Here is a 20,542-nt window from a genome sequence, read left to right on the forward strand (position 1 = left end):
CCGCGTCGAGATCGCGGTCGCCGGCTTCCGTCCGGAAGAACTGAACATCGAGGTCAAGGAAAACCTCCTGACCGTCCAGGGCCGCAAGGCCGCCAACGACGACCAGCGCAAGTACCTCCACCGCGGCCTGGCCGAGCGCAATTTCGAGCGCCGGTTCCAGCTCGCCGACTATGTGGTGGTCACCGAAGCCGCGCTCGCCGACGGCCTGCTCTCCATCTCGCTGAAGCGCGAGCTGCCCGAGGCCCTGAAGCCCCGCCGGATCGAGATCGCGACCTCGGTCCAGCCCGACCTGATCGAAGGTGAGAAGGCCGCCTGACCTCCCCCAGCCAGGCCTATTCCGACTCCCTTCCGGGCGGCGCGCCCTCCACGCGCCGCCCGCCCCCTCCTTGAACGAACTGGCCGGCGCGAGTGATCGCGCCGGCCTTTTTCTTGTTCCAACCTCCACTTTGCTTGATGCGCCCGCTCCCACAGCCATAGGGTGAGGCATGGCTCACACACCGTCCCGTCGCGCGACCCTGGCCGGGATCGGAGCTAGCGCCGCGGCGCTCGGCGTTCCTCGCGGAACCGCGGCCGCGCCGAGGGCTCCCGCCCTCAACGACGCCAGCCGGCTCAACGCAACGCCGGTATTCAAGCACTGGGTGGCGACGCCCTCCACCGACAAGGCGTTCCTCGCCCGACTTCGCGCCGAGTTCAAGGAAGCCTCGGCGGCAGGGCGGGCCCTGGCAGTCGGCGGGGCGCGCCACTCCATGGGCGGCCAAAGCCTGCCGCACGACGGCGCGGCGGTGACCCTGGTGTCGCGCTCCTGCCACGCGGACACGGCCGCGCGCACCTACCGGGTCGCGGCGGGCACGCGCTGGCGTGACGTGATTGCCGCCCTGCGGCCGCTGGGCTTCTCGCCGAAGGTCACCCAGTCCAATCACGACTTCAGCGTCGCAGGCACGTTCTGCGTCAACGCCCACGGCTGGGCCGTCCCCTTCGGTCCCGCCGGCTCCACGGTGCGACGGCTCAGCGTGATGCTCGCCGACGGATCGGTGGTGGCCTGCTCGCGCACCGAGGAGCCGGAGCTGTTCCGCCTGGCCATGGGTGGGTACGGGCTCTACGGCGTGATCCTCGATCTAGAACTGGAAATGGTCGCCGACCTGGCCCTAACGCCGCGCGTCGAGGTGATGCCCAGTACGGAGTTCGGAGCCCGGTTCTCGCAGCTCATGGGACCCGCGACCGGGGTGCGGATGGCTTATGGCCGGCTGTCGCCGGCCCGCTTGGGCTTCCTCTCCGAAGCCGTGATGGTCTCCTATCGCGCGGCGGGGGGCGAGGCGACGCCAGGCGATCCGGCGCCAAATCCCGCCATGGGCGCCGCCGCCCGCACGCTCTATCGCGCACAGCGCGGGTCGGAAGGGTGGAAGCGGGCGCGTTGGTTTGCGGAGACAGAGATCGCCCCTGCGTTCCAGTCGAAGCCGGTCTCGCGTAACGCCCTGCTGAATCATCCGGTGAGCGAACTTGCGAACCGCGAGCCAGGCCGGACCGACATCCTGCACGAGTACTTCGTACCGCCAGCCCGGCTCGAAGCCTTCCTGGACGCCTGCCGCGAAGCCATTTCGCCGACCGACCCCGAGTTGCTGAATGTGACTCTCCGCTACGTGGCCGCGGACCCGGAAAGCGTGCTCGCCTACGCCCCGGCGCCCCGAATCGCCGCGGTCATGTCGTTCTCCCAGGTCATGAACCCGGAGGGCGAAAAGAGCATGCGCCGGATGACCGAACGCCTGATCGACGCCGCCCTAGCCCAGGGCGGCGGCTTCTACCTGCCATACCGCCTGCACGCTCGGCCTGACCAGTTGGCGCGAGCTTATCCGAAGCTCGCTGAGGCCGTCCGGGGCAAGCGCACCTACGATCCAAAGCTGCTCTTCCGCAACGCCATGTGGGACCAGTATTTCTCCCGACAATGACTCAAGCTGACATCACGGTGGCAGCAGGATGGCTCTAGGATCGCCTCACTGATCAAGGAGAGGAACATGCCCCTCAAGGGAAGCTGCCACTGCGGCGCCACACAGTTCGAGGTTCCCGAGCCGCCGGCCGCGGTGACGAGTTGCAACTGCTCGTTCTGCGCCAAGCGTGGGGCGTTGCACGCCTACTATCCGATCGCTCAGTTCAAGCTGCTGACCGCCCGCGACCGGGTCTCGACCTATCAATGGGGCCACTATATCGGCCAGCATCACCACTGCGGGATCTGTGGCTGCGCCACCTATTCGGAGTTCCCGAGCTTCGACACCGGCGAGCCCGACTACGTCAACATGAGGGCCGCGGTGAACGCCCGGCTGTTCGGGGACGACCTCGACCTGGCCGCCGTGCCGGTGGAGCACATCGACGGCAAGAACGGCTGGTAGGTTAGAACGCCCCGCCGCGGCCCTGGCCGGCGACGAAGCGGGCGGCGCCTTCCCGAGCCTCGCCGGACCGCAGGGTCTCGAGGCCCACATCCACCTCGGCCAGCATGGCGGCCTCCCAGTCCAGCGACCACTGGCCGATGGCCGAGAGCCGGTCGTTGCGCAGGCAGGTCTGGGGGAAGGCCGAGAGCTGGGCCGCCAGCTCCAGCGCCGCGTCCAGCGCCCCGCCCCGCGGCGCCAGCCGGTTGGCCAGGCCAATGGCGTAGGCCTCCGCGGCGTCCACGGGCCTGCCGGTGAGGATCAGGTCCATGGCCCGCGAATGACCGATCAGCCGTGGCAGGCGCACGGTCCCCAGGTCGATCAGCGGCACCCCGAACCGGCGGCAGAACACCCCGAACACCGCGCCCTCGGCGGCGACCCGCAGGTCGCACCAGGCCGCCACCTCGATGCCGCCCGCAACCGCGTAGCCTTCGACGGCGGCGATCACCGGCTTGCCGAGCGCCAGCCGCGTGCAGCCCATGGGCCCGAAGTCGCCCTCGCGCCTGACGGGATTGCCGCGCGCTTCGCTGACGCCCTTCAGATCGGCGCCGGCGCAGAAGGTCCCGCCGCGGCCCTGCAGCACCGCGACGTCCAGCGCGGAATCGGCGTCGAAGGCCTTGAAGGCGTCGTAGAGGGCCTGGGCGGTGGCGCTGTCCACGGCGTTGCGCCGCTCGGGACGCTCGATGGTGACGATGGCCGTGCGGCCGCGGGTCTCGACGCTGACGGTGTCCATGCTCTGGCCTCCTCGATGAGAGGCCGCCAGCCTAGCGGGTTGCCCATGGGTCAGCCCATAGGCGGGCAGTCGGGACGATCAGGCGGCCAGGACGATCTCAAGGCCCACCGATCCGGCCAGGCCCACGTCGCGCAGGCTGGCGCCGGTCAGCAGGGCCCTGCTGAAGTCGCTGCCGCGCAGGTCCGCGCCGTCGAAGATGACCCCGGTCATGTCGGCGCGCTGGGCCAGGACGTAGCGAAGCTTGGCGCCGTCCAGGTGAGCGGGCGTGCTGCGGGTGGCGCTGAGCGGGAGCGGCGCGAACACGGCGTCGCGCAGGTCGCTCTTGATGAGGTTGGCGCCCACCAGACGCACGCCGCGCAGGTCGGCGGAGTCCAGGACCGCCCCCCGCAGGTCGGCGCCATCCAGGTTGGCGCCCTGCAGCTGGGCGCCGGTCAGGTCCAGACCCACCATGATGGCGCACTTGGCGCTCATGGCGCTGAGCCGCAGGCCCCGCAACTTGTCGCCCAGCGGGCGCAGGTCCTCGCCGTCGAAATTGGCCGGCCGGCCCTCCCGTCCCCCGCTCGCGCACCATTTGTGGTTGGCCAGCGCCTGGTCGAGCAGCGACGGCGCCCTGGCCATGGACTCAGAGGTCGTCGCTCCCATGGCGCCCAGCATGTTGGTGGCGTCCGATAGCCGCGCGGCGCGAACGTCGACGTCGCCCAGCACGGTGTTGGAGAGGTTGGCGCCCTCGAGATTGGCGCCGGCCAGGTCCACGCCGTCGAAGATCGCGCCGGCGAAGTTGGCGTCCTTGCAATTGGCGCGGGCGAGCTTGGCGCCCTTCAGCGAACAGTCGGTGAAATCGGCGGCGAAGGCCGACGCGTCCTCGAGCTGCGATCCGTGCAGCGTGGCGCCGGCCAGCACCGCATTGTCGAGTTCGCCGTGGCGGCGCTGGTGCGAGAGCGACGCCAGGCCCTTGCTGGGATGGGGAATGGCGATCTGGCCGACCCGGAAGTCGGCCTGGGTGAGGTCCGCGCGGCTCAGGTCCGCGCCGCGTAGGCAGGCCCCGCGCAGATCGGCGCGCGCAAGCCTGGCCCGGCGCATGTCGGCCTTGCGCAGGTCGCAGCCGAACAGATTGGCCCGTTCGAGATTGGTGCGCACCAGCTTCGCGCCGTCCAGGATCGAGGCCGAGAGGTCGGCGTCCGAGAGGTCGCGACCTGAGAGGTCGGCCCCGGTCAGGTCGACGAAGCGAAGCGCGGCCCGTTTGCCGCCCGGCTTGCCGGCGACAAGGCGCTCGTGCGCGGCGACGATCATCTCGATCTCGCCCGCGGAGAGTTTGCGACGACCCGTCAATCCGATGGCGCGCACCTTTAGATCTCCCTCGAAACTCACGATGTCGGTCGTCTATACTTGCAAGACCGACTGAAGCGTTAAGCTCACTGAGAGGCGCTCGAATTGAGCGTCAGATAGCGTCGTCCAGGCCGCGGGCGCCCCATTTCTGGGCGTTTGTCAGGACCGTCTGCTTGACCATGGCGTTGGTGAAGTTGGCGCGGCTGAGGTCGGCGTCGATCATGATGGCGTGACGTACGTCGGCGCGCGCGAGGTCGGCGTTCTTCAAGCTGGCGCCCGTCAGGTTGGCCGGAAGCATCCGGTCGGCGCCGATCAGCAACGGGCCGAGCTGGGCGTCGCGCAGGTCGGCGCCGGCCAGTTTCGCCCCCACCAGGCGCACGCCGCGCAGGTCGGCCCGGCGCAGATTGCAGTTGCGCAGGTCGGCCCCGTCGAGCTGGGCGCCCTGCATCTGCACGCCTTCCATGTCGAGGCCGTAGAACACCGCCCCCTTGGCCGACAGGGCTGTCAGGTTGAAGCCGCGAATGGTCTCCAGGGCCCGCAGGTCGGCGTTGTCGAACACGCTGGGCGTGCCGTCGGCGCCGCCGGTCTCGCACCACTTGGCGTGATCGCGGATCATGGTCTTGTAGGGCAGATCCTCGACGGACTTGCCGGAGGGCTCGTCCGTCAGGGCGCCGCGCAGATCCGCCTGGCTTACATTCCAGGCGTAGGTCTTGGCGCCCACCAGGATGCAGTCGCGCATGTCGGCGCCGGCCAGGTCCGCGCCGGAGAGATCGCAGCCGGCCATGTTGGCGCCGGACATGTTGGCCTGTTTCAGGTTGGCCCGGACCAGCTTGGCGTCCTTCAGGATCGCGTCGCTGAAGTCGGCCTTGATCGCCATGACCCCCGACAGGCGCGAGCGCTCCAGATTGGCTCCGGCGAGGATCGCGCCGCCGGCGTCGCCGACCCGGTTGTGGTGCTCCAGCACCCGCAGGCCCTTCTCGCGGTCGACGGAGGCGATCGAACCTTCGCGCAGGTCGGCCTCGAACAGGTCGGCGCCGGTGAGATTGGCGTTGCGCAGGCAGGCGCCGCGCAGATCGGCCCTGCGCATGGAGGCGTCGGTCAGATTGGCGTTCTGCAGGTCGGCGCCGAACAGATTGGCGTGGTCCAGGCGTACGCCCTGCATGTGGCAGTCGGCGAGGACCGCGCCTGTGAGATCGGCGTCGCAGAGATTCTTGCCGCGCAGGTCGAGGCCCGAGAGGTCGCGCCAGGCGAACACCGCCCGGGCCCCACCGGGCTTGGAGGTCCAGAGGCGGTCGTGCTTGGCGCAGATGGCTTCCAGCTCGGCCTGTCCGAGCTTGGGCAGATCTGGGGCGGGCGCGGTCAGGATCGACATGCGGAACTTGAGCAACCGAGGAAAACTAGGGCCATCCTAGCCACCCGCAATTAACACGCTCTTTCCGTCACTTAGGGCGATTAGGGTAAATCGCCGCAGGGTCGTAGGCCGCATAGAGGACCTGGGCCTCGGCGGCGCAAACCCCTGGTTGAACCTCCACCCCGGCGGCGCGCAGGCGCTCGGCGCCCTGGCCGGCCGCGAAGGGCGAGGCGTCCTCGCAGGCGATCAGCACGCGGGCGACGCCGGCGGCGACCAGCCGCTCGGAACAGGACAGCCCGCCCGCCGAACGCGCACCGCAGGGTTCCAGCGTCACATAGGCGGTGGCGCCGCGCGCGGCTTCTCCTGCCCGATCAAGAGCTTGTTCCTCGGCGTGGGGCCTGCCGCCCGGCGCGGTCGCGCCTTCTCCCACCACCTGGCCGTCGCGGACGATCACGCAGCCCACGGCGGGATTGGGCGCGGTCAGCCCGAGGTTGCGCCGCGCCAGTTCGATGGCGCGCCGCATATGGTCCTGGTCAGCCGTGCTCATGCCGCCCGGGGCAAGGGCGTAGCGCGGCTCTCGTCGAGGTAGCGCGCGCCGTTAGGCTTAAGGTTTTCGTCCAGCTCGATGAGCAGCGGATTGCCGGTCGGGATCTCGACCCCGATGATCGCCTCGTCGCTAAGGCCGTACAGCAGCTTGACGATGGCGCGTAGGGAGTTGCCGTGCGCGGCCACCAGGACGGTCTCACCGGCCCTCAAGCGGGGCGCGATCTCCGTGTCCCAGTAGGGCCGCACCCGATCGAGGGTAGTCTTCAGGCTCTCGGTGTCGGGCAGGACGGCGCCGGCGTAGCGGCGGTCCTTCGAGAAGTCGAACTCCCCGCCGGACGCCAGGGGCGGCGGCGGGATATCGTAGGACCTGCGCCAGACCTTGACCTGTTCGTCGCCATGCTTGGCCGCGGTCTCGGCCTTGTTGAGGCCGGTCAGTCCGCCGTAGTGCCGCTCGTTCAGGCGCCAGTCGGTGGTCTGGGGCACGAAGACCTGCCCCGCGCTGGAGAGCGCCAGCCACAGGGTGCGGATCGCCCGGGTGAGCACGGAGGTGAAGGCCCGGTCGATCTCGAGGCCCGCGGCCTTGATCAGCTCCCCGCCCTTCCTGGCCTGGGCCTCGCCCTCGTCGGTCAGGTCCACGTCGACCCAGCCGGTGAAGCGGTCTTCGAGATTCCACTGGCTCTGGCCATGGCGGAGGAGGATCAGTTTCGGCAAGCGCTCGGCTCCTTCAGGGATTGCGAGCGGGCTAAGGGCCGGGGCGTCCAGCGTCAAGGCCTGCTGGCCCCTTGTCCAGCCGCCGTCTATATGTGCGCCGATGCTCAACCGGCTGTTCTTCCCCGCGCTCGCAGCGCTCGCCCTGGCCATGGTCGCGCTGGGCATGGTCTGGCCGCAGGGCCTGGGCGACCGCGCCTGGGCCCCGTTCGGCCACGAGCCGATCCAGCGCACGCCGCAGATGCAGGCCGCCATGAAGCGCGAGACCGAGGTGGCCCAACAGAGGCTGGACCAGGCCCGGGCCACCGTCTCCGACCTGCAGACCCAGGCGATCTCGCCGACCAAATGACGGATCTCGCCCGATGAGCCCTTTCGACGCCGTCGCCGTGGCCCGCCGCGTGCTGAACACCGAGGCCGACGCCCTGCGCCTGCAGGCCGACGCCCTGGGCGAGGACTTCGTGCGCGCCGTGGACATCCTCGCCACCGCCAAGGGCCGGATCGTCTGCACCGGCATCGGCAAGTCCGGCCACGTGGCGCGCAAGATCGCCGCCACCTTCGCCTCCACCGGCCAGCCGGCCTTCTTCGTCCACGCTACCGAGGCCAGCCACGGCGACCTGGGGATGATCGGGACCGACGACGTGATCCTGGGGCTTTCGAAGTCCGGGGAGGTGCGCGAGCTGGCCGACATCCTGGCCTACGCCACCCGCTTCCACATCCCACTGATCGGACTGACCGCCTCGCCCGACAGCGCGCTGGGCCGCGCCTCCACGGTGGTGTTGCAGCTTGCCGACGGGCCCGAGGCCACCGCCGAGGTCAACGCCCCCACCACCTCCACCACCCTGCAGATCGCGCTGGGCGACGCCCTGGCCGTGGCCCTGCTGGAACGCCGCGGCTTCACGGCCAAGGACTTCAAGACCTTCCATCCCGGCGGCAAGCTGGGCGCCATGCTGCGCACGGTGGGCGACCTGATGCACGGCGCCGACCAGGTGCCGCTGGTCACCCCGGACACGCCGATGCGCGAGGCCCTGATGGTGATGACCGGCAAGACCTGGGGCATCGTGGGCGTGCAGGGACCCGACGGCGGCCTGGTGGGCGTGATCACCGACGGCGACCTGCGCCGTCACTTCGACGACCTGGTGACCCACACCGCCGGCGAGGTCATGACGCCTGGCCCGAAGAAGACCGTGCCGCCCGGCATGCTGGCCTCCGAGGCCCTGGCCCTGATGAGCGACCCCCCGCCCTCGGTCACCGTGCTGTTCGTGGTCGACGAGGGCCGGCCCGTCGGAATTCTGCATGTCCACGACCTGCTTCGCGCGGGTGTGATGTAACCAATGTCGCAATCGCGAAGTTCATGGGCCGCGTTCGGATAGTCTTAAGAGTGGAACACCTTTAAACACGACGCCCGACCCCATCCGATGGAGTTCCGATGCTGCCCGTTCCGCGCGCCGACCTGATCCCCAATACGATCGAGTACGAGAATACGCCGCTGGTGAAGGCCACCGGCTTCCGCGAATACGACGCGCGCTGGATGTTGGGGCCCGACATCAACCTGCTGGGCATCGAGGCCCTGGGCGTCGGCCTTGGCACCTACATCCAGGAACTGGGCCAGTCGAAGATCGTGGTCGGCCACGACTACCGCTCCTATTCGACATCCATCAAGCAGGCCCTGACCCTCGGCCTGATCTCGGCGGGCTGCGAGGTGGTCGATATCGGCCTGGCGCTGTCGCCCACCGCCTATTTCGCCCAGTTCGAGCTGGACGCCCCCTGCGTGGCCATGGTCACCGCCAGCCACAACGAAAACGGCTGGACCGGGGTGAAGATGGGCGCCGAGCGGCCCCTGACCTTCGGCCCCGTCGAGATGGGCCGGTTGAAGGAGATCGTCCTGGGCGGCCAAGGCCAGTACAAGGCCGGCGGCTCGCTGACCCACGTCCAGGGCTTCGCCGAGCGCTTCATCGCCGACGTCTCCAGCCGCGTGAACATCAAGCGCCCGCTCAAGGTGGTCTGCGCCTGCGGCAACGGCACGGCCGGCGCCTTCGCCGCCGAGGCCTTGCGCCGCATGGGCGTGGCCGTGGTCTACGAGATGGATTGCGAGCTCGACTGGAACTTCCCGCGCTACAATCCCAATCCCGAAGACCACGAGATGCTGCAGGAGATGGCCAAGGCGGTGCGCGAGTTCGGCGCCGACCTGGCCCTGGGCTTCGACGGCGACGGTGACCGCTGCGGTGTGGTGGACGACACGGGCGAGGAGATCTTCGCCGACAAGATCGGCCTGATGCTGGCCCGCGACCTGTCGGACCTGCACAAGGACGCCACCTTCGTGGTCGACGTGAAGTCCACCGGCCTGTTCGCCACCGATCCGGTGCTGAAGAAGAATGGCGCCAAGACCGTCTATTGGAAGACCGGCCACAGCTACATCAAGCGCAAGACCGCCGAACTGGGCGCCCTGGCCGGCTTCGAGAAGAGCGGCCATTTCTTTTTCAACGCCCCCTTGGGACGCGGCTACGACTGCGGACTGACCGCCGCGGCCGCCATCCTGGCGATGCTGGACCGCAACCCCGGCAAGAAGCTCTCGGAGCTGAAGGACGCCCTGCCCATCGCCTACACCTCGCTGACCATGTCGCCGCACTGCGCCGACGAGGTGAAGTACGAGGTCGTGGCCGATGTGGTCGCCGAGTACGAGGCCCTGGCCCAGGTGGGCGGGACCATCCTCGGCCGCAAGATCGTCGAGGTGATCACCGTCAACGGCGTCCGCGTGGCGCTTGAGGACGGCTCCTGGGTGCTGGTACGGGCCTCGTCCAACAAGCCGGAGATCGTCGTCGTGGTGGAGAGCACTCAGTCGGACGCCGACATGCGCGCCCTGTTCCGCCAGGAGGTGAAGCCGCGCCTGGCCAGGCGGCCGCAGGTCGGGGCCTACAACCAGGAAGTCTGAGCCCGCCCATTTTCGTGCGAAGCGGGCGCGATGATTGCGGGTGCGGTCGTGGCGTGGTGAAAGGCGGCCTGAACCCATCTGAGGACAGTCCATGCACGTTGCGATGATCGGCACCGGCTATGTCGGCCTGGTGAGCGGCGCCTGTTTCGCCGACTTCGGCCACACTGTGACCTGCATCGACAAGGACGCCGGCAAGATCGAGCGCCTGCGCGCGGGCGGCATCCCGATCTATGAACCCGGCCTGGATCTGCTGGTGGCCCAGAACGTCAAGGCCGGCCGTCTCAAGTTCGACACCGAGGCCGCCGAGGCGGTGCGCGAGGCCGACGCGATCTTCATCGCCGTGGGCACCCCGTCGCGACGCGGCGACGGCCACGCCGACCTCTCGTATGTCTACGCCGCGGCCGAGGAAATCGCCGGCCAGCTGGACGGCTTCACGGTCATCGTCACCAAGTCCACCGTGCCGGTCGGCACCGGCGACGAGATCGAGAAGATCATCCGCAGGACGCGCCCCGACGCGCAGTTCGCCGTGGTCTCCAATCCCGAGTTCCTGCGCGAAGGCGCGGCCATCGAGGACTTCAAGCGCCCCGACCGCGTGGTGGTGGGATGCGAGGACGAGCGCGCCAAGGCGGTGATGACCGAACTCTATCGGCCGCTCTATCTGAACGAGACGCCGATCGTCTTCACGACGCGCCGGACCAGCGAGCTCATCAAGTACGCGGCCAACGCCTTCCTGGCCCTGAAAATCACGTTCATCAACGAGATCGCCGACCTCTGCGAGGCGCTGGACGCCGACGTGCAGCAGGTGGCGCGCGGAATCGGCCTGGACAAGCGGATCGGCGCCAAGTTCCTCAACGCCGGCCCCGGCTATGGCGGCTCCTGCTTCCCGAAGGACACCATCGCCCTGGTGCGCACCGCCACGGACGCGGGCTCCCCGGTGCGGTTGATCGAGACCACGGTCAGGGTCAACGACGAGCGCAAGAAGAACATGGCCGGGAAGGTCTCCGACGCGCTTTCCGGCGACCTGGCCGGCAAGACGGTCGGCGTGCTGGGCCTCACCTTCAAGCCAAACACCGACGACATGCGCGACGCGCCCAGTCTCGACATCGTCCCGGCCCTGCAGGCCATGGGCGCGCGGGTGCAGGCCTTCGATCCCGAGGGGACCCATGAGGCCCGTCAGCTGCTGCGCGACGTGGACTTCAAGGACAACCCCTACGACGTGGCCGCCGACGCCGACGTCCTGGTGATCATCACCGAGTGGGACCAGTTCCGGGCGCTCGACCTCGACCGCGTGAAGCTGTTGATGAAGACTCCGGTGCTGGTCGACCTGCGCAACATCTACAAGCCCGACGACGTCCGTTCGCGCGGCTTCAAGTACGCCAGCGTCGGGCGTGGCTAGGATCGCGCCCTCTTCTCTCCGATCGTCATGGCCGACCTCTGCGCCGGCCACCCATAGACGCCGAGGCTAGAGATTTTTCTGAGACGTTCCGTGGGTATGGGTCACCGGGACGAGCCCGGTGATGACGAACTTGGGGGGTGTGATGCGATGACAAAACCCAGGCTCTTCCACGTCAGCGAGGAGGCGGGCATCGCGCAGTTCGACCCGCGTCCGCCGCCCTCGACCGATTCGGGCGTCAGGGGCGACTGCGTCTGGGCGGTGGATGAGGACCACCTGGTCAACTACCTGCTCCCTCGTGACTGTCCGCGCATCACCTATGGCCGCGGTCCCGAGACAACGGACGAGGACGCGGCGCGCTTCCTCACCGACGCGCGCCGGGTGGTGGCCTTCGAGGCCGCGTGGCTGGAGCGGGTGCTGGCCTGTCCCCTACGGATCTACGAATTTCCGACGGCGAGCTTCAATGTCGCCCTGGCGGACGCCGGCTATTGGATATCGCGCGAACCGGTGATTCCCCTCGAGGAGCGGGTGCGCGCCAACCTGGTCGAGGCGCTGATCGAGGCGGGGGCCGAGGTGCGGGTGCTGCAGGATTTCTGGCCGCTCAGCGACGCCGTGGCGGCCTCCAGCCTCGAATTCTCCATCATCCGCAAGCGTAACGCCCAGCCCAGGCTCTGAGCCCGGTCTCTATTGCGACAGCAGGATGATGAGGGTGTTGGCGATCCACACGGCGCCGGCCCAGAAGGCCACGCCCATGACGCCGACAAAGGCGAGGCAGGCGATAGAGCTGGCGCTCTTCGTCTGGCCTCGCGACAGGCGCCCCATGGTGGGGTGTCGCGACATATTTCACTCCCAGTCCGTTTCTAAAGCCGCGCCGGTCGAGCGGTGCGAACATTACGAGGCTGTCACGAAACGCCCGGTTTGAACAGTCCCGTGGCCTCGCTTGGAAATACGCGCCAGCGCGGAGATGGATGCGCGCCGATTGCGGACCCCGTGCGCTCGTCTAGAGTTCGCCTCGGCCTTGGGGGACGCGCGTGCTGTCGCTGATCGGGATACTCGTCGTCGTCGTGGGCTTCATGGCGCGGCTCAATCCGCTGCTGGTGGTCACCGTCGCGGCCCTGGTCACCGGGGTGGCGGGCGGAATGGGACCCATTGAGGTGGTCGAGACCTTCGGCAAGGCCTTCAAGGAAAACCGCTATGTCAGCGTGGTCTGGGTGGTGCTGCCGGTCATCGGACTGCTTGAGCGCGCCGGACTGCAGGAGCGGGCCAAGACCTTGATCGGCGCCGTCCAGGCCGCCACGGTGGGCCGCCTGCTGCTACTCTATTTCATCCTGCGCCAGGCGACCTCGGCGCTGGGCCTCACCTCGCTGGGTGGCCACGCCCAGATGGTCCGCCCGCTGATCGCGCCCATGGCCGAGGCCGCGGCCGAAACCCACTACGGCGAAATCCCCGACGACACCCGCCAGTCGATCCGCGCCCACACCGCGGCCGCCGACAACATCGCGCTGTTCTTCGGCGAGGACATCTTCATCGCCATCGCCTCGATCCTTCTGATCAAGGGCTTCCTGGAGCAGAACGGCATCATCGTCGAACCGCTGCAGCTCTCGGTCTGGGCGATCCCGACCGCCTTCTGCGCCCTGGCCATCCACGGCACGCGGCTGATGCTGCTGGACCGCCGGCTGGCGCGCACCCTGGAGGCCGCGCGATGATCGGACTGCCGATCGGACTGGAGGTCCTCTACGTCATCGCCGGCGCCTTCTTCGCCGCCATCGCGGTTCTGAGCGCCCGCGACGCCAGCAATCCGAAGCGTCTGAAAAATACGGTTTTCTGGGGATTGTTCGCTGTCTGCTTCCTGTTTGGTTCCCACCTGCCCGACCTGGTCAACGGCCTGCTGGTCATCGCCATGGTGGCGGTCGCGGGCTTCGGCGGCCTGGGCCATGGCGCGGCGGCCACCAGCAGCCCGGAAGAACGCCGCGAGAGCGCCGCGCGGCTGGGGAACAGGCTGTTCCTGCCCGCGCTCGCCATCCCCGCCACGGCGCTGGCCGGCACCTTCGCCTTCAAGCGCCCGGAGCTGGCGGGCCTGGTCGATCCCAAGCAGGCGACCCTGGTCTCGCTGATCCTGGGGGTGTTCGTGGCGCTCACCATCGCCATGCCGATGCTGCGGGCCAAGCCCGTCACGCCGCTGCAGGAGGGCCGGCGCCTGCTGGACACCGTGGGCTGGGCCGCGGTCCTGCCGCAGATGCTGGCGGCGTTGGGCGCGGTCTTCGCCGCCGCCGGCGTGGGGACCGCCATCGGCGCCCTGGCCTCGGCCTGGCTGCCCGACGGGAGCCAGCTCGCCGCCGTCGCGGCCTACACCTTCGGCATGGCGATCTTCACGATGATCATGGGAAACGCCTTCGCCGCCTTTCCGGTGATGACCGCGGGCATCGGCCTGCCGCTGATCGTCCTGCGCTTCGGCGGCGACCCGGCGATCATGGGCGCCATCGGCATGCTGTCGGGCTTCTGCGGGACCCTGATGACCCCCATGGCCGCCAACTTCAACATCGTGCCCGCCGCCCTCCTGGAGCTCACCGACCGCAACGGGGTGATCAAGGCCCAGGTCCCCACCGCCCTCCTCCTGCTGCTCGCCAACACGGCCCTGATGTATGTCCTCGTCTTCCGCTTCTGAGCTGACCCCCGACCTCGCCGCCAGGTTCGCGCGGCTGGCGCTCGGCCACGTCACCAGGCCCTACCCCTACAAGCTCGACCATGTGATGGCCGGCGACGAGGACGTCCTGCCGCCCCGCGTGCTGCACCCGATTTTCCACGGCAGCTTCGACTGGCACTCCTGCGTTCACGGCTACTGGCTGCTGGCCCGCCTGCTGCGGCGGTTCCCGGACATGGCGCCGGCCGCCGAGATCCGCGCCCTCTTCGACGCCAGCCTGACCGCGGAAAAGGCGGCCGGCGAACTGGCCTATCTCGCCCGCCCCGCCAGCCGCGGCTTCGAGCGGCCCTATGGCTGGGCCTGGCTGCTGATGCTGGGCGCAGAGCTGGAACGCCATGAGGGCGCGGCCTGGGGCGCGAACCTAGCGCCCCTGGCCCGGGGCTTCGCCGAACGGTTCAAGGCCTTCCTGCCGGTGGCCACCTATCCGATCCGCACCGGGGCCCACGGCAACACCGCCTTCGCCCTGGCGTTGGCCTCGGAGTACGCCGCACAAGTCGGCGACCACGAGCTCGCCCGGCTGATCGCGACGACCGCCACGGGCTGGTATCTCGCCGACGCCGATGCGCCGGCCTGGGAGCCCAGCGGCGACGACTTCCTGTCGGCCACCCTGGTGGAGGCGCAGTGCCTGCGCGCCGTCCTGCCGTCCGCCGACTTCCGGCTCTGGTTCGCCCGCTTCCTGCCCGACGCCGCCCAGCGCCGACCCGCCACACTCTTCACCCCGCCCACGGTCAGCGACCGCACGGACGGCAAGATCGCCCACCTGGACGGCCTCTGCCTCAGCCGTGCCTGGTGCTGGCGCGGGGTCGCCGCGTCGCTGGACCCCGCCGACCCGGTGCGCGCCGTGGCGCTCGCCACCGCCGAGGAGCACCTGGCGGCCGGCCTCGCCCATGTGGCGGGCGACTATATGGGCGAGCACTGGCTGGCCACCTTCGCCCTGCTGGCGTTGGAAGCGGGCTAAGGGCCGCGGAAAAAGACGCCGTCGATGTCGGCGCGCGCGCCGCCGGATCGTCCTGCGGAAAAGCCGCCCATCCCGGCGCCGGAGGATCCCATGACCGTGACCACGTCTTCCAAGGCCCAAGTCCTGATGACCGGTGTCGTGCTGGGCGAGTCGCCCCGCTGGCGCGACGGCCGCCTGTGGTTCTGCGACTGGGGCGCCCAGCAGCTGATCGCCCTGGACGAGGCGGGGGCCAGCGAGGTCGTCGCCCACGTCCCATCCTTCCCGTTCTGCATCGACTTCCTGGCCGACGGGCGGCTGCTGATCGTTTCGTCGGCCCAGCGGCGCGTCGTGCGCCGTGAGCCGGACGGATCGATGAGCCTCTATGCCGAGCTGGGCGGCCTGCTCGACAAGCCGTGGAACGAGATCGTCGTGGACGGGCGCGGAAACGCCTACGTCAACAGCATCGGCTTCAACTTCCCGGAGGGCGAATACGCCACCGGGGTCATCGCCCTGGTGACGCCGGACGGCGCCGTGCGCCAGGTGGCCGACGAGGTCGAGTTCCCGAACGGCATGGCGATAACGCCGGACAATTCGACCCTGATCCTCGCCGAGTCCTACGGCCGCCGGCTGACGGCGTTCGACATCGACCCCGACGGCGGGCTCTCCAACCGGCGGGTGTGGGCGGAGATGGACGGCCACCCGGACGGCATATGCCTCGATGCGGAGGGCGCGGTCTGGTACGCCGACGTCCCCAACCAGTGCTGCGTCCGCGTCCGGGAGGGCGGCGAGGTCCTGCAGAGGATCGAGATCGATCGCGGCTGCTTCTCCTGCGCCCTGGGCGGCGCGGACGGGCGGACCCTGTTCATCGTGGCCGCGGCCTGGGGCGGTCCGTCCAGCGACGCCGAACCGACCGGCCAGGTGCTGGCGATCCAGGCGCCTGCGCCCGCCGCCGAACGCCCCTAGGCGGAGGCCGCCACGTAGTTGTCGATCTCGGTCAGGTGGATGGCGATTTCGCCGGGGGTCAGGAACGAACCGGTGAAGCTGTTGCGGGCGAGCGTCACCAGCTCGTCGCGGGTGAGGCCGAGCGCGTGGGCCGTGGAGATCCAGTTCTCGGCCAGGTAGCCGCCGAAATAGGCCGGGTCGTCGGAATTGATCGTGACCTTCAGGCCCAGGCGCAGCATCCGCTTCAGCGGATGGGCGGGCAGTTCGTCCACCACGCAGAGCTTCAGGTTGGAGAGCGGGCAGACCGTGAGCGGCATGGCCTCGGCCACCAGCCGCTTGACCAGGTCGGCGTCCTCCAGGGAGCGGTTGCCGTGGTCGATGCGGTCGACGCTCAGCACGTCCAACGCCTCGTGGACGTATTCCGGCGGACCTTCCTCGCCGGCATGGGCGACCAGCTTCAGGCCCTGGTCGCGGGCGGCGGCGAAGACCCGGGCGAACTTCGAGGGCGGATGGCCGAGCTCCGACGAGTCCAGGCCCACCCCTGCGATACGGTCCAGAAAGGGTCGCGCCTGGTTCAGAGTCTCGAAGGCGTCCTCCTCGGACAGATGGCGCAGGAAGCAGAGGATCAGCTTGGAGGTGACGCCCAGGGTGGCCTTGGCCTCCTCCATCCCAGCCAGCAAGCCGTCGGCGACGGTGGCGAAGGCCACGCCCCGCTCGGTGTGGGTCTGGGGGTCGAAGAAGATCTCCGCATGGACGGCGCCGTCCTCGGCCACGCGGCGGAAATAGGCCATGGCCAGGTCGTGGAAGTCGCGCTCGGTCACCAGCACCTTGGCGCCCTGGTAATAGATATCCAGGAAGTCCTGCAGGTTCGAGAATGCGTAGGCGGCGCGCACCGCCTCCACGTCGGCGAAGGGCAGGTCGATCCCGTTGCGGCGGGCCAGCTCGAACATCAGCTCGGGCTCGAGGCTGCCCTCGATGTGCAGGTGAAGCTCGGCCTTGGGCAGGCCGCGGACGAACGCTTCGAGATCGGGCATCACTCGACTCCAGACACCGGTGGGAATCGCCAACGTCGCGAAAGTGTCTTCCCCCAAGGCCCGAAAGGCCAGCCTGACCGCCCCCAAATCTGTGGGATTTGCGTGAGTTCAGGCCGCGGCCTTCTTCACGGCGCCGACGATGTCCTTGACCACCTGGTGGACCAGCTTCTCGTCGTCGCCCTCGGCCATCACCCGGATCAGCGGCTCGGTGCCCGAGGCGCGGACCACGATGCGGCCGGTTCCGTTCAGGCGCAGTTCGGCCGCGGCGATGACGTCGCGGACCTGGTCGGTCTCCAGCGGCTTGCCGCCGGCGAAGCGCACGTTCTCCAGCTTCTGGGGCACGGGCTCGAACTGATGGGCCAGCATGCTCATCGGCTGGCCGGTCTCCTTCAACACCGCCAGCACCTGCAGCGCCGCCAGCAGGCCGTCGCCGGTGGTGGAGAAGTCGGACATGATCATGTGGCCCGACTGCTCGCCGCCCAGGTTGAAGCCGCCCTCGCGCATCCGCACCATCACCGCGCGGTCGCCCACGGCGGTGCGCTCCAGCTTCAGGCCGCGCGCGTTCAGGTACCGCTCAAGGCCCAGGTTCGACATCACCGTGGCGACCACGCCGCCGCCGGTCAGCCGGTCGTTCCGCGCCCAGTTGTCGGCGATGATGGCCATGATCTGGTCGCCGTCGACCACGCGGCCTTTCTCGTCGCAGATCGCCAGGCGGTCGGCGTCGCCGTCCAGCGCGATACCGATGTCGGCGCGGAACTCCTTCACCGCCCGGACCATGGCCTCGGGATGGGTGGAGCCGCATTCCTCGTTGATATTGGTCCCGTTGGGCTCGACGCCGATCTTGATGACCTCGGCGCCCAGTTCGTACAGCACCACCGGCGCCACCTTGTAGGCCGCGCCATTGGCGCAATCGATGACGATGCGCAGGCCCGCCAGGCTCAGCCGTCGAGGGAAGGTGGCCTTGGCGATCTCCACATAGCGCGCCTGGCTGTCGTCGACCCGGGCGACGCGGCCGAGCTTGGTGGGGATGGCCAGGCCGTCGGCCAGGCCCTGGTCCATCAGGGCCTCGATCTCAAGTTCGCGGGCGTCCGACAGCTTGTAGCCGTCGGGCCCGAACAACTTGATGCCGTTGTCGGTATAGGGATTGTGCGAGGCCGAGATCATCACCCCCAGGTCGGCGCGCAAGGAGCGGGTCATCATCGCCACGCCCGGCGTCGGCATGGGGCCCAGCAGGCGCACGTCCATGCCCACGCTGGCGAAGCCCGCCACCAGGGCCGGCTCGACCATGTAGCCCGACAGCCGGGTATCCTTGCCGATCACCACCATGTGACGGCGGTCGTCCTGGGACATGAACAGCTTGCCCGCCGCCAGGCCCACCCGCAGGGCGACCTCGGCGGTCATGGGGTGGCTGTTGGCCAGGCCCCGGATGCCATCGGTGCCGAAATAAGCGCGCTTGCTCATGGAGCTTCTCTCGAAAGGGTCGCGAAATGATCCGAAACCCAGATTTAGTCGACGCCGCGTTTGCGAATGCTAAAGGCGGCTCAGCGTTCAAGACTATCGGCCTACACGCGTTTCGACAAAGGATGTGAAGCTCTCATGTGCGGCATCATCGGCATCGTTGGGAAGTCCTCCGTCCAGGAGCGGCTGATCGACAGCCTCAAGCGTCTGGAATACCGCGGCTATGACTCGGCCGGGATCGCCGGGATCGTCGGCGGCAAGCTCCAGCGCCGTCGGGCCAAGGGCAAGATCCGCGCCCTCGAAGACGTGCTGGCCGAAGAGCCGCTGAACGCCACGGTCGGGATCGGCCACACCCGCTGGGCCACCCACGGGGCGCCCTCGGAAGCCAACGCCCACCCGCACAAGTCGGGCCGGGTCAGCCTGGTCCATAACGGCATCATCGAGAACTTCGCCGAGCTGAAGCGCGAGTTGGAGGCGCAGGGCCGCGTCTTCGAGAGCCAGACCGACACCGAGGTCATCGCCCAACTGCTGGATTCCGAACTGGCCACCGGCCTCGAGCCGATGGCGGCGCTGAAGGCCACGCTGGACCGGCTGACCGGCGCCTATGCGCTGGCCGTGCTGATCGAGGGCGAGGACGAACTGGTCATGGGCGCGCGGCGCGGCAGCCCGCTGGTTGTCGGCTATGGCCAGGGCGAAATGTTCATCGGCTCCGACGCGCTCGCGGTCGGCCCCTTCACCAACAAGATCGCCTATCTGGAAGAGGGCGACTATGTCGCCATCGACCACGCCAAGGCCCGCATCTTCGACGAGGACGGCAAGGCCGTCGAGCGCAAGACCCAGACCGTCTCGGCGTCCGCGGCCCTGGTCGAGAAGGGCAACTACCGGCACTTCATGGAGAAGGAGATCCATGACCAGCCCGAAGGGTGCCAGCGAACGATCGCCGCCTATGTAGACGCCCTGACCGACACCACGACGATCCCCGGCGACATCGATTTCGCCAAGCTGGACCGGATCCAGATCGTCGCCTGCGGCACGGCCTACATCGCCGGGCTGCTGGGCAAGTACATGATCGAGCAGCTCGCCGGCCTGCCCGTGGACGTCGAGATCGCCTCGGAGTTCCGCTATCGCAACCCCGCGCTCAGCGCCCAATCCCTGGCGATCGCGATCTCGCAGTCGGGCGAGACCGCCGACACCCTGGCGGCCCTGCGCCACTGCAAGGCCCATGGGATGAAGAGCGCCGCCCTGGTCAACGCCGTGCAGTCGACGATCGCCCGCGAGGCCGACGTGGTCTGGCCGATCCATTGCGGACCCGAGATCGGCGTGGCCTCCACCAAGGCCTTCACCGCCCAGGTCAGCCTGCTGACGACCCTGGCCGTCGCCGCCGCCCGCGCTCGCGGCCGAATCGATGCGGCGGAAGAGAACCGGCTCGTCCGCGTGCTGCTCGAAGCGCCCCGTCTGATGGCGGAATCGATCAATCTCGAGGAGGCCGTCCGCAACATCGCGCTGGAGGTCTCCAAGGCGCGCGACGTGCTCTATCTCGGTCGCGGCCCGATGTATCCCCTGGCCCTGGAAGGCGCGCTGAAGCTGAAGGAAATCAGCTATATCCACGCCGAGGGCTATGCCGCCGGCGAGCTGAAGCACGGGCCGATCGCCCTGGTGGACGAGGCGACGCCCATCGTCATCCTCGCCCCCTTCGACAGCTATTTCGAGAAGTCGGCCTCGAACATGAGCGAGGTCATGGCCCGGGGCGGTCAGGTGGTCTTCATCACCGATCCCGACGGGGCCAAGCACGCGCCCGCAGGGGCCAAGGTGGTGGTCACCGCGCCCAAGTGCGATCCGCTGATCGCGCCGCTGGTGATGTCGGCGCCCATCCAGCTCCTGGCCTATTACGTGGCCGTCCAGAAGGGCGCCGACGTCGACCAGCCGCGCAACCTCGCCAAGTCGGTGACGGTCGAGTAAGCCTGTCGGCGGGCGAACTGGCGCTTCCTCTTTTCCTCACCCGTTTACGGGGGAGGGGGACCGCCGATAGGCGGTGGTGGGGGCGGCCTCAGGCTCGGAGCCCGGTCT

Annotated in this window: 21 protein-coding genes; 13 read left to right on the forward strand and 8 right to left on the reverse strand. The window is 68.9% G+C overall.

What is annotated here, in order from left to right; all coding sequences use genetic code 11:
- The 3 genes from Q8Q77_RS14210 to Q8Q77_RS14220 form a co-directional block, all read left to right on the forward strand.
- On the forward strand, positions 1–316 hold a 316-nt coding region (locus Q8Q77_RS14210), incomplete at its 5' end, for an Hsp20 family protein (RefSeq protein WP_305584275.1).
- Positions 317–485: 169 nt separating this feature from the next.
- Positions 486–1,943 carry an FAD-binding oxidoreductase gene (locus Q8Q77_RS14215; protein WP_305584276.1) on the forward strand — a complete coding sequence of 486 codons (1,458 nt, stop codon included), beginning with the start codon at positions 486–488 and terminating at the stop codon, positions 1,941–1,943.
- A 66-nt stretch (positions 1,944–2,009) separates the two neighbouring features.
- On the forward strand, positions 2,010–2,381 hold the full coding sequence (locus tag Q8Q77_RS14220; protein ID WP_305584277.1) for a GFA family protein: 372 nt from the start codon (positions 2,010–2,012) through the stop codon (positions 2,379–2,381).
- A 1-nt stretch (position 2,382) separates the two neighbouring features.
- On the opposite strand, the gene Q8Q77_RS14225 is transcribed toward Q8Q77_RS14220, so the two are convergent.
- From Q8Q77_RS14225 to gpmA, 5 genes are all read right to left on the reverse strand, one after another.
- Positions 2,383–3,150, reverse strand: a complete 768-nt coding sequence (locus Q8Q77_RS14225; protein WP_305584278.1) for a crotonase/enoyl-CoA hydratase family protein — start codon at positions 3,148–3,150, stop codon at positions 2,383–2,385.
- Between the two features lie 78 nt (positions 3,151–3,228).
- Positions 3,229–4,494: a pentapeptide repeat-containing protein gene (locus Q8Q77_RS14230; protein ID WP_305584279.1), complete on the reverse strand. Its 1,266-nt coding sequence runs from the start codon at positions 4,492–4,494 to the stop codon at positions 3,229–3,231.
- A 94-nt stretch (positions 4,495–4,588) separates the two neighbouring features.
- Positions 4,589–5,848 carry a pentapeptide repeat-containing protein gene (locus Q8Q77_RS14235; protein ID WP_305584280.1) on the reverse strand — a complete coding sequence of 420 codons (1,260 nt, stop codon included), beginning with the start codon at positions 5,846–5,848 and terminating at the stop codon, positions 4,589–4,591.
- Positions 5,849–5,915: 67 nt separating this feature from the next.
- A complete protein-coding gene (locus Q8Q77_RS14240; protein WP_305584281.1) occupies positions 5,916–6,374 on the reverse strand; it encodes a bifunctional diaminohydroxyphosphoribosylaminopyrimidine deaminase/5-amino-6-(5-phosphoribosylamino)uracil reductase RibD in 459 nt (152 codons plus the stop codon).
- Complete coding sequence (gene gpmA, locus Q8Q77_RS14245) at positions 6,371–7,084, reverse strand: 2,3-diphosphoglycerate-dependent phosphoglycerate mutase (RefSeq protein ID WP_305584282.1); 714 nt, start codon at positions 7,082–7,084, stop codon at positions 6,371–6,373. Before gpmA ends, Q8Q77_RS14240 begins: the two co-directional genes overlap by 4 nt.
- Before the next feature lie 100 nt (positions 7,085–7,184).
- Here gpmA and Q8Q77_RS14250 point away from each other — a divergent pair, with 100 nt between their 5' ends.
- The 5 genes from Q8Q77_RS14250 (at position 7,185) to Q8Q77_RS14270 (ending at position 12,078) form a co-directional block, all read left to right on the forward strand.
- Positions 7,185–7,430 (forward strand): hypothetical protein, encoded by a 246-nt coding sequence (locus Q8Q77_RS14250; protein WP_305584283.1) that lies wholly within the window; start codon positions 7,185–7,187, stop codon positions 7,428–7,430.
- 13 nt (positions 7,431–7,443) lie between these two features.
- Positions 7,444–8,409 carry an SIS domain-containing protein gene (locus Q8Q77_RS14255; RefSeq protein WP_305584284.1) on the forward strand — a complete coding sequence of 322 codons (966 nt, stop codon included), beginning with the start codon at positions 7,444–7,446 and terminating at the stop codon, positions 8,407–8,409.
- Positions 8,410–8,507: 98 nt separating this feature from the next.
- Entirely contained in the window at positions 8,508–10,010 is a 1,503-nt protein-coding gene (locus Q8Q77_RS14260) for a phosphomannomutase/phosphoglucomutase (RefSeq protein WP_305584285.1), read from the forward strand.
- Between the two features lie 91 nt (positions 10,011–10,101).
- Positions 10,102–11,406, forward strand: a complete 1,305-nt coding sequence (locus Q8Q77_RS14265) for a UDP-glucose/GDP-mannose dehydrogenase family protein (RefSeq protein ID WP_305584286.1) — start codon at positions 10,102–10,104, stop codon at positions 11,404–11,406.
- A 147-nt stretch (positions 11,407–11,553) separates the two neighbouring features.
- Complete coding sequence (locus Q8Q77_RS14270; RefSeq protein ID WP_305584287.1) at positions 11,554–12,078, forward strand: DUF6886 family protein; 525 nt, start codon at positions 11,554–11,556, stop codon at positions 12,076–12,078.
- 9 nt (positions 12,079–12,087) lie between these two features.
- On the opposite strand, the gene Q8Q77_RS14275 is transcribed toward Q8Q77_RS14270, so the two are convergent.
- Entirely contained in the window at positions 12,088–12,243 is a 156-nt protein-coding gene (locus tag Q8Q77_RS14275; RefSeq protein WP_305584288.1) for a hypothetical protein, read from the reverse strand.
- 191 nt (positions 12,244–12,434) lie between these two features.
- Between Q8Q77_RS14275 and Q8Q77_RS14280 the strand changes: the two genes are divergently transcribed.
- The 4 genes from Q8Q77_RS14280 to Q8Q77_RS14295 all read left to right on the forward strand — a co-directional run bounded on the left by Q8Q77_RS14280 (position 12,435) and on the right by Q8Q77_RS14295 (position 16,004).
- Positions 12,435–13,109 carry a DUF969 domain-containing protein gene (locus Q8Q77_RS14280; protein WP_305584289.1) on the forward strand — a complete coding sequence of 225 codons (675 nt, stop codon included), beginning with the start codon at positions 12,435–12,437 and terminating at the stop codon, positions 13,107–13,109.
- The gene (locus tag Q8Q77_RS14285) at positions 13,106–14,068 is read left to right on the forward strand and encodes a DUF979 domain-containing protein (RefSeq protein ID WP_305584290.1); all 963 of its coding nucleotides are present in this window, start codon (positions 13,106–13,108) and stop codon (positions 14,066–14,068) included. Before Q8Q77_RS14280 ends, Q8Q77_RS14285 begins: the two co-directional genes overlap by 4 nt.
- On the forward strand, positions 14,046–15,062 hold the full coding sequence (locus Q8Q77_RS14290) for a DUF2891 domain-containing protein (RefSeq protein ID WP_305584291.1): 1,017 nt from the start codon (positions 14,046–14,048) through the stop codon (positions 15,060–15,062). The genes Q8Q77_RS14285 and Q8Q77_RS14290 overlap by 23 nt, the downstream gene beginning before the upstream one ends.
- A 90-nt stretch (positions 15,063–15,152) precedes the next feature.
- The gene (locus tag Q8Q77_RS14295; RefSeq protein WP_305584292.1) at positions 15,153–16,004 is read left to right on the forward strand and encodes an SMP-30/gluconolactonase/LRE family protein; all 852 of its coding nucleotides are present in this window, start codon (positions 15,153–15,155) and stop codon (positions 16,002–16,004) included.
- On the opposite strand, the gene Q8Q77_RS14300 is transcribed toward Q8Q77_RS14295, so the two are convergent.
- Positions 16,001–17,017 carry an adenosine deaminase gene (locus Q8Q77_RS14300; RefSeq protein ID WP_305584293.1) on the reverse strand — a complete coding sequence of 339 codons (1,017 nt, stop codon included), beginning with the start codon at positions 17,015–17,017 and terminating at the stop codon, positions 16,001–16,003. The two genes, Q8Q77_RS14295 and Q8Q77_RS14300, sit on opposite strands and share 4 nt — an antisense overlap.
- Positions 17,018–17,125: 108 nt before the next feature.
- Positions 17,126–18,478: a phosphoglucosamine mutase gene (gene glmM / locus Q8Q77_RS14305; RefSeq protein ID WP_305584294.1), complete on the reverse strand. Its 1,353-nt coding sequence runs from the start codon at positions 18,476–18,478 to the stop codon at positions 17,126–17,128.
- A gap of 135 nt (positions 18,479–18,613) precedes the next feature.
- On the opposite strand from glmM, the gene glmS reads away from it, so the two are divergent.
- Positions 18,614–20,434 (forward strand): glutamine--fructose-6-phosphate transaminase (isomerizing), encoded by a 1,821-nt coding sequence (glmS, locus tag Q8Q77_RS14310; RefSeq protein WP_305584295.1) that lies wholly within the window; start codon positions 18,614–18,616, stop codon positions 20,432–20,434.
- The last annotated feature ends 108 nt before the right edge of the window (positions 20,435–20,542 follow it).

The sequence above is a fragment of the Phenylobacterium sp. genome (assembly GCF_030698145.1).
GTDB lineage: Bacteria > Pseudomonadota > Alphaproteobacteria > Caulobacterales > Caulobacteraceae > Phenylobacterium.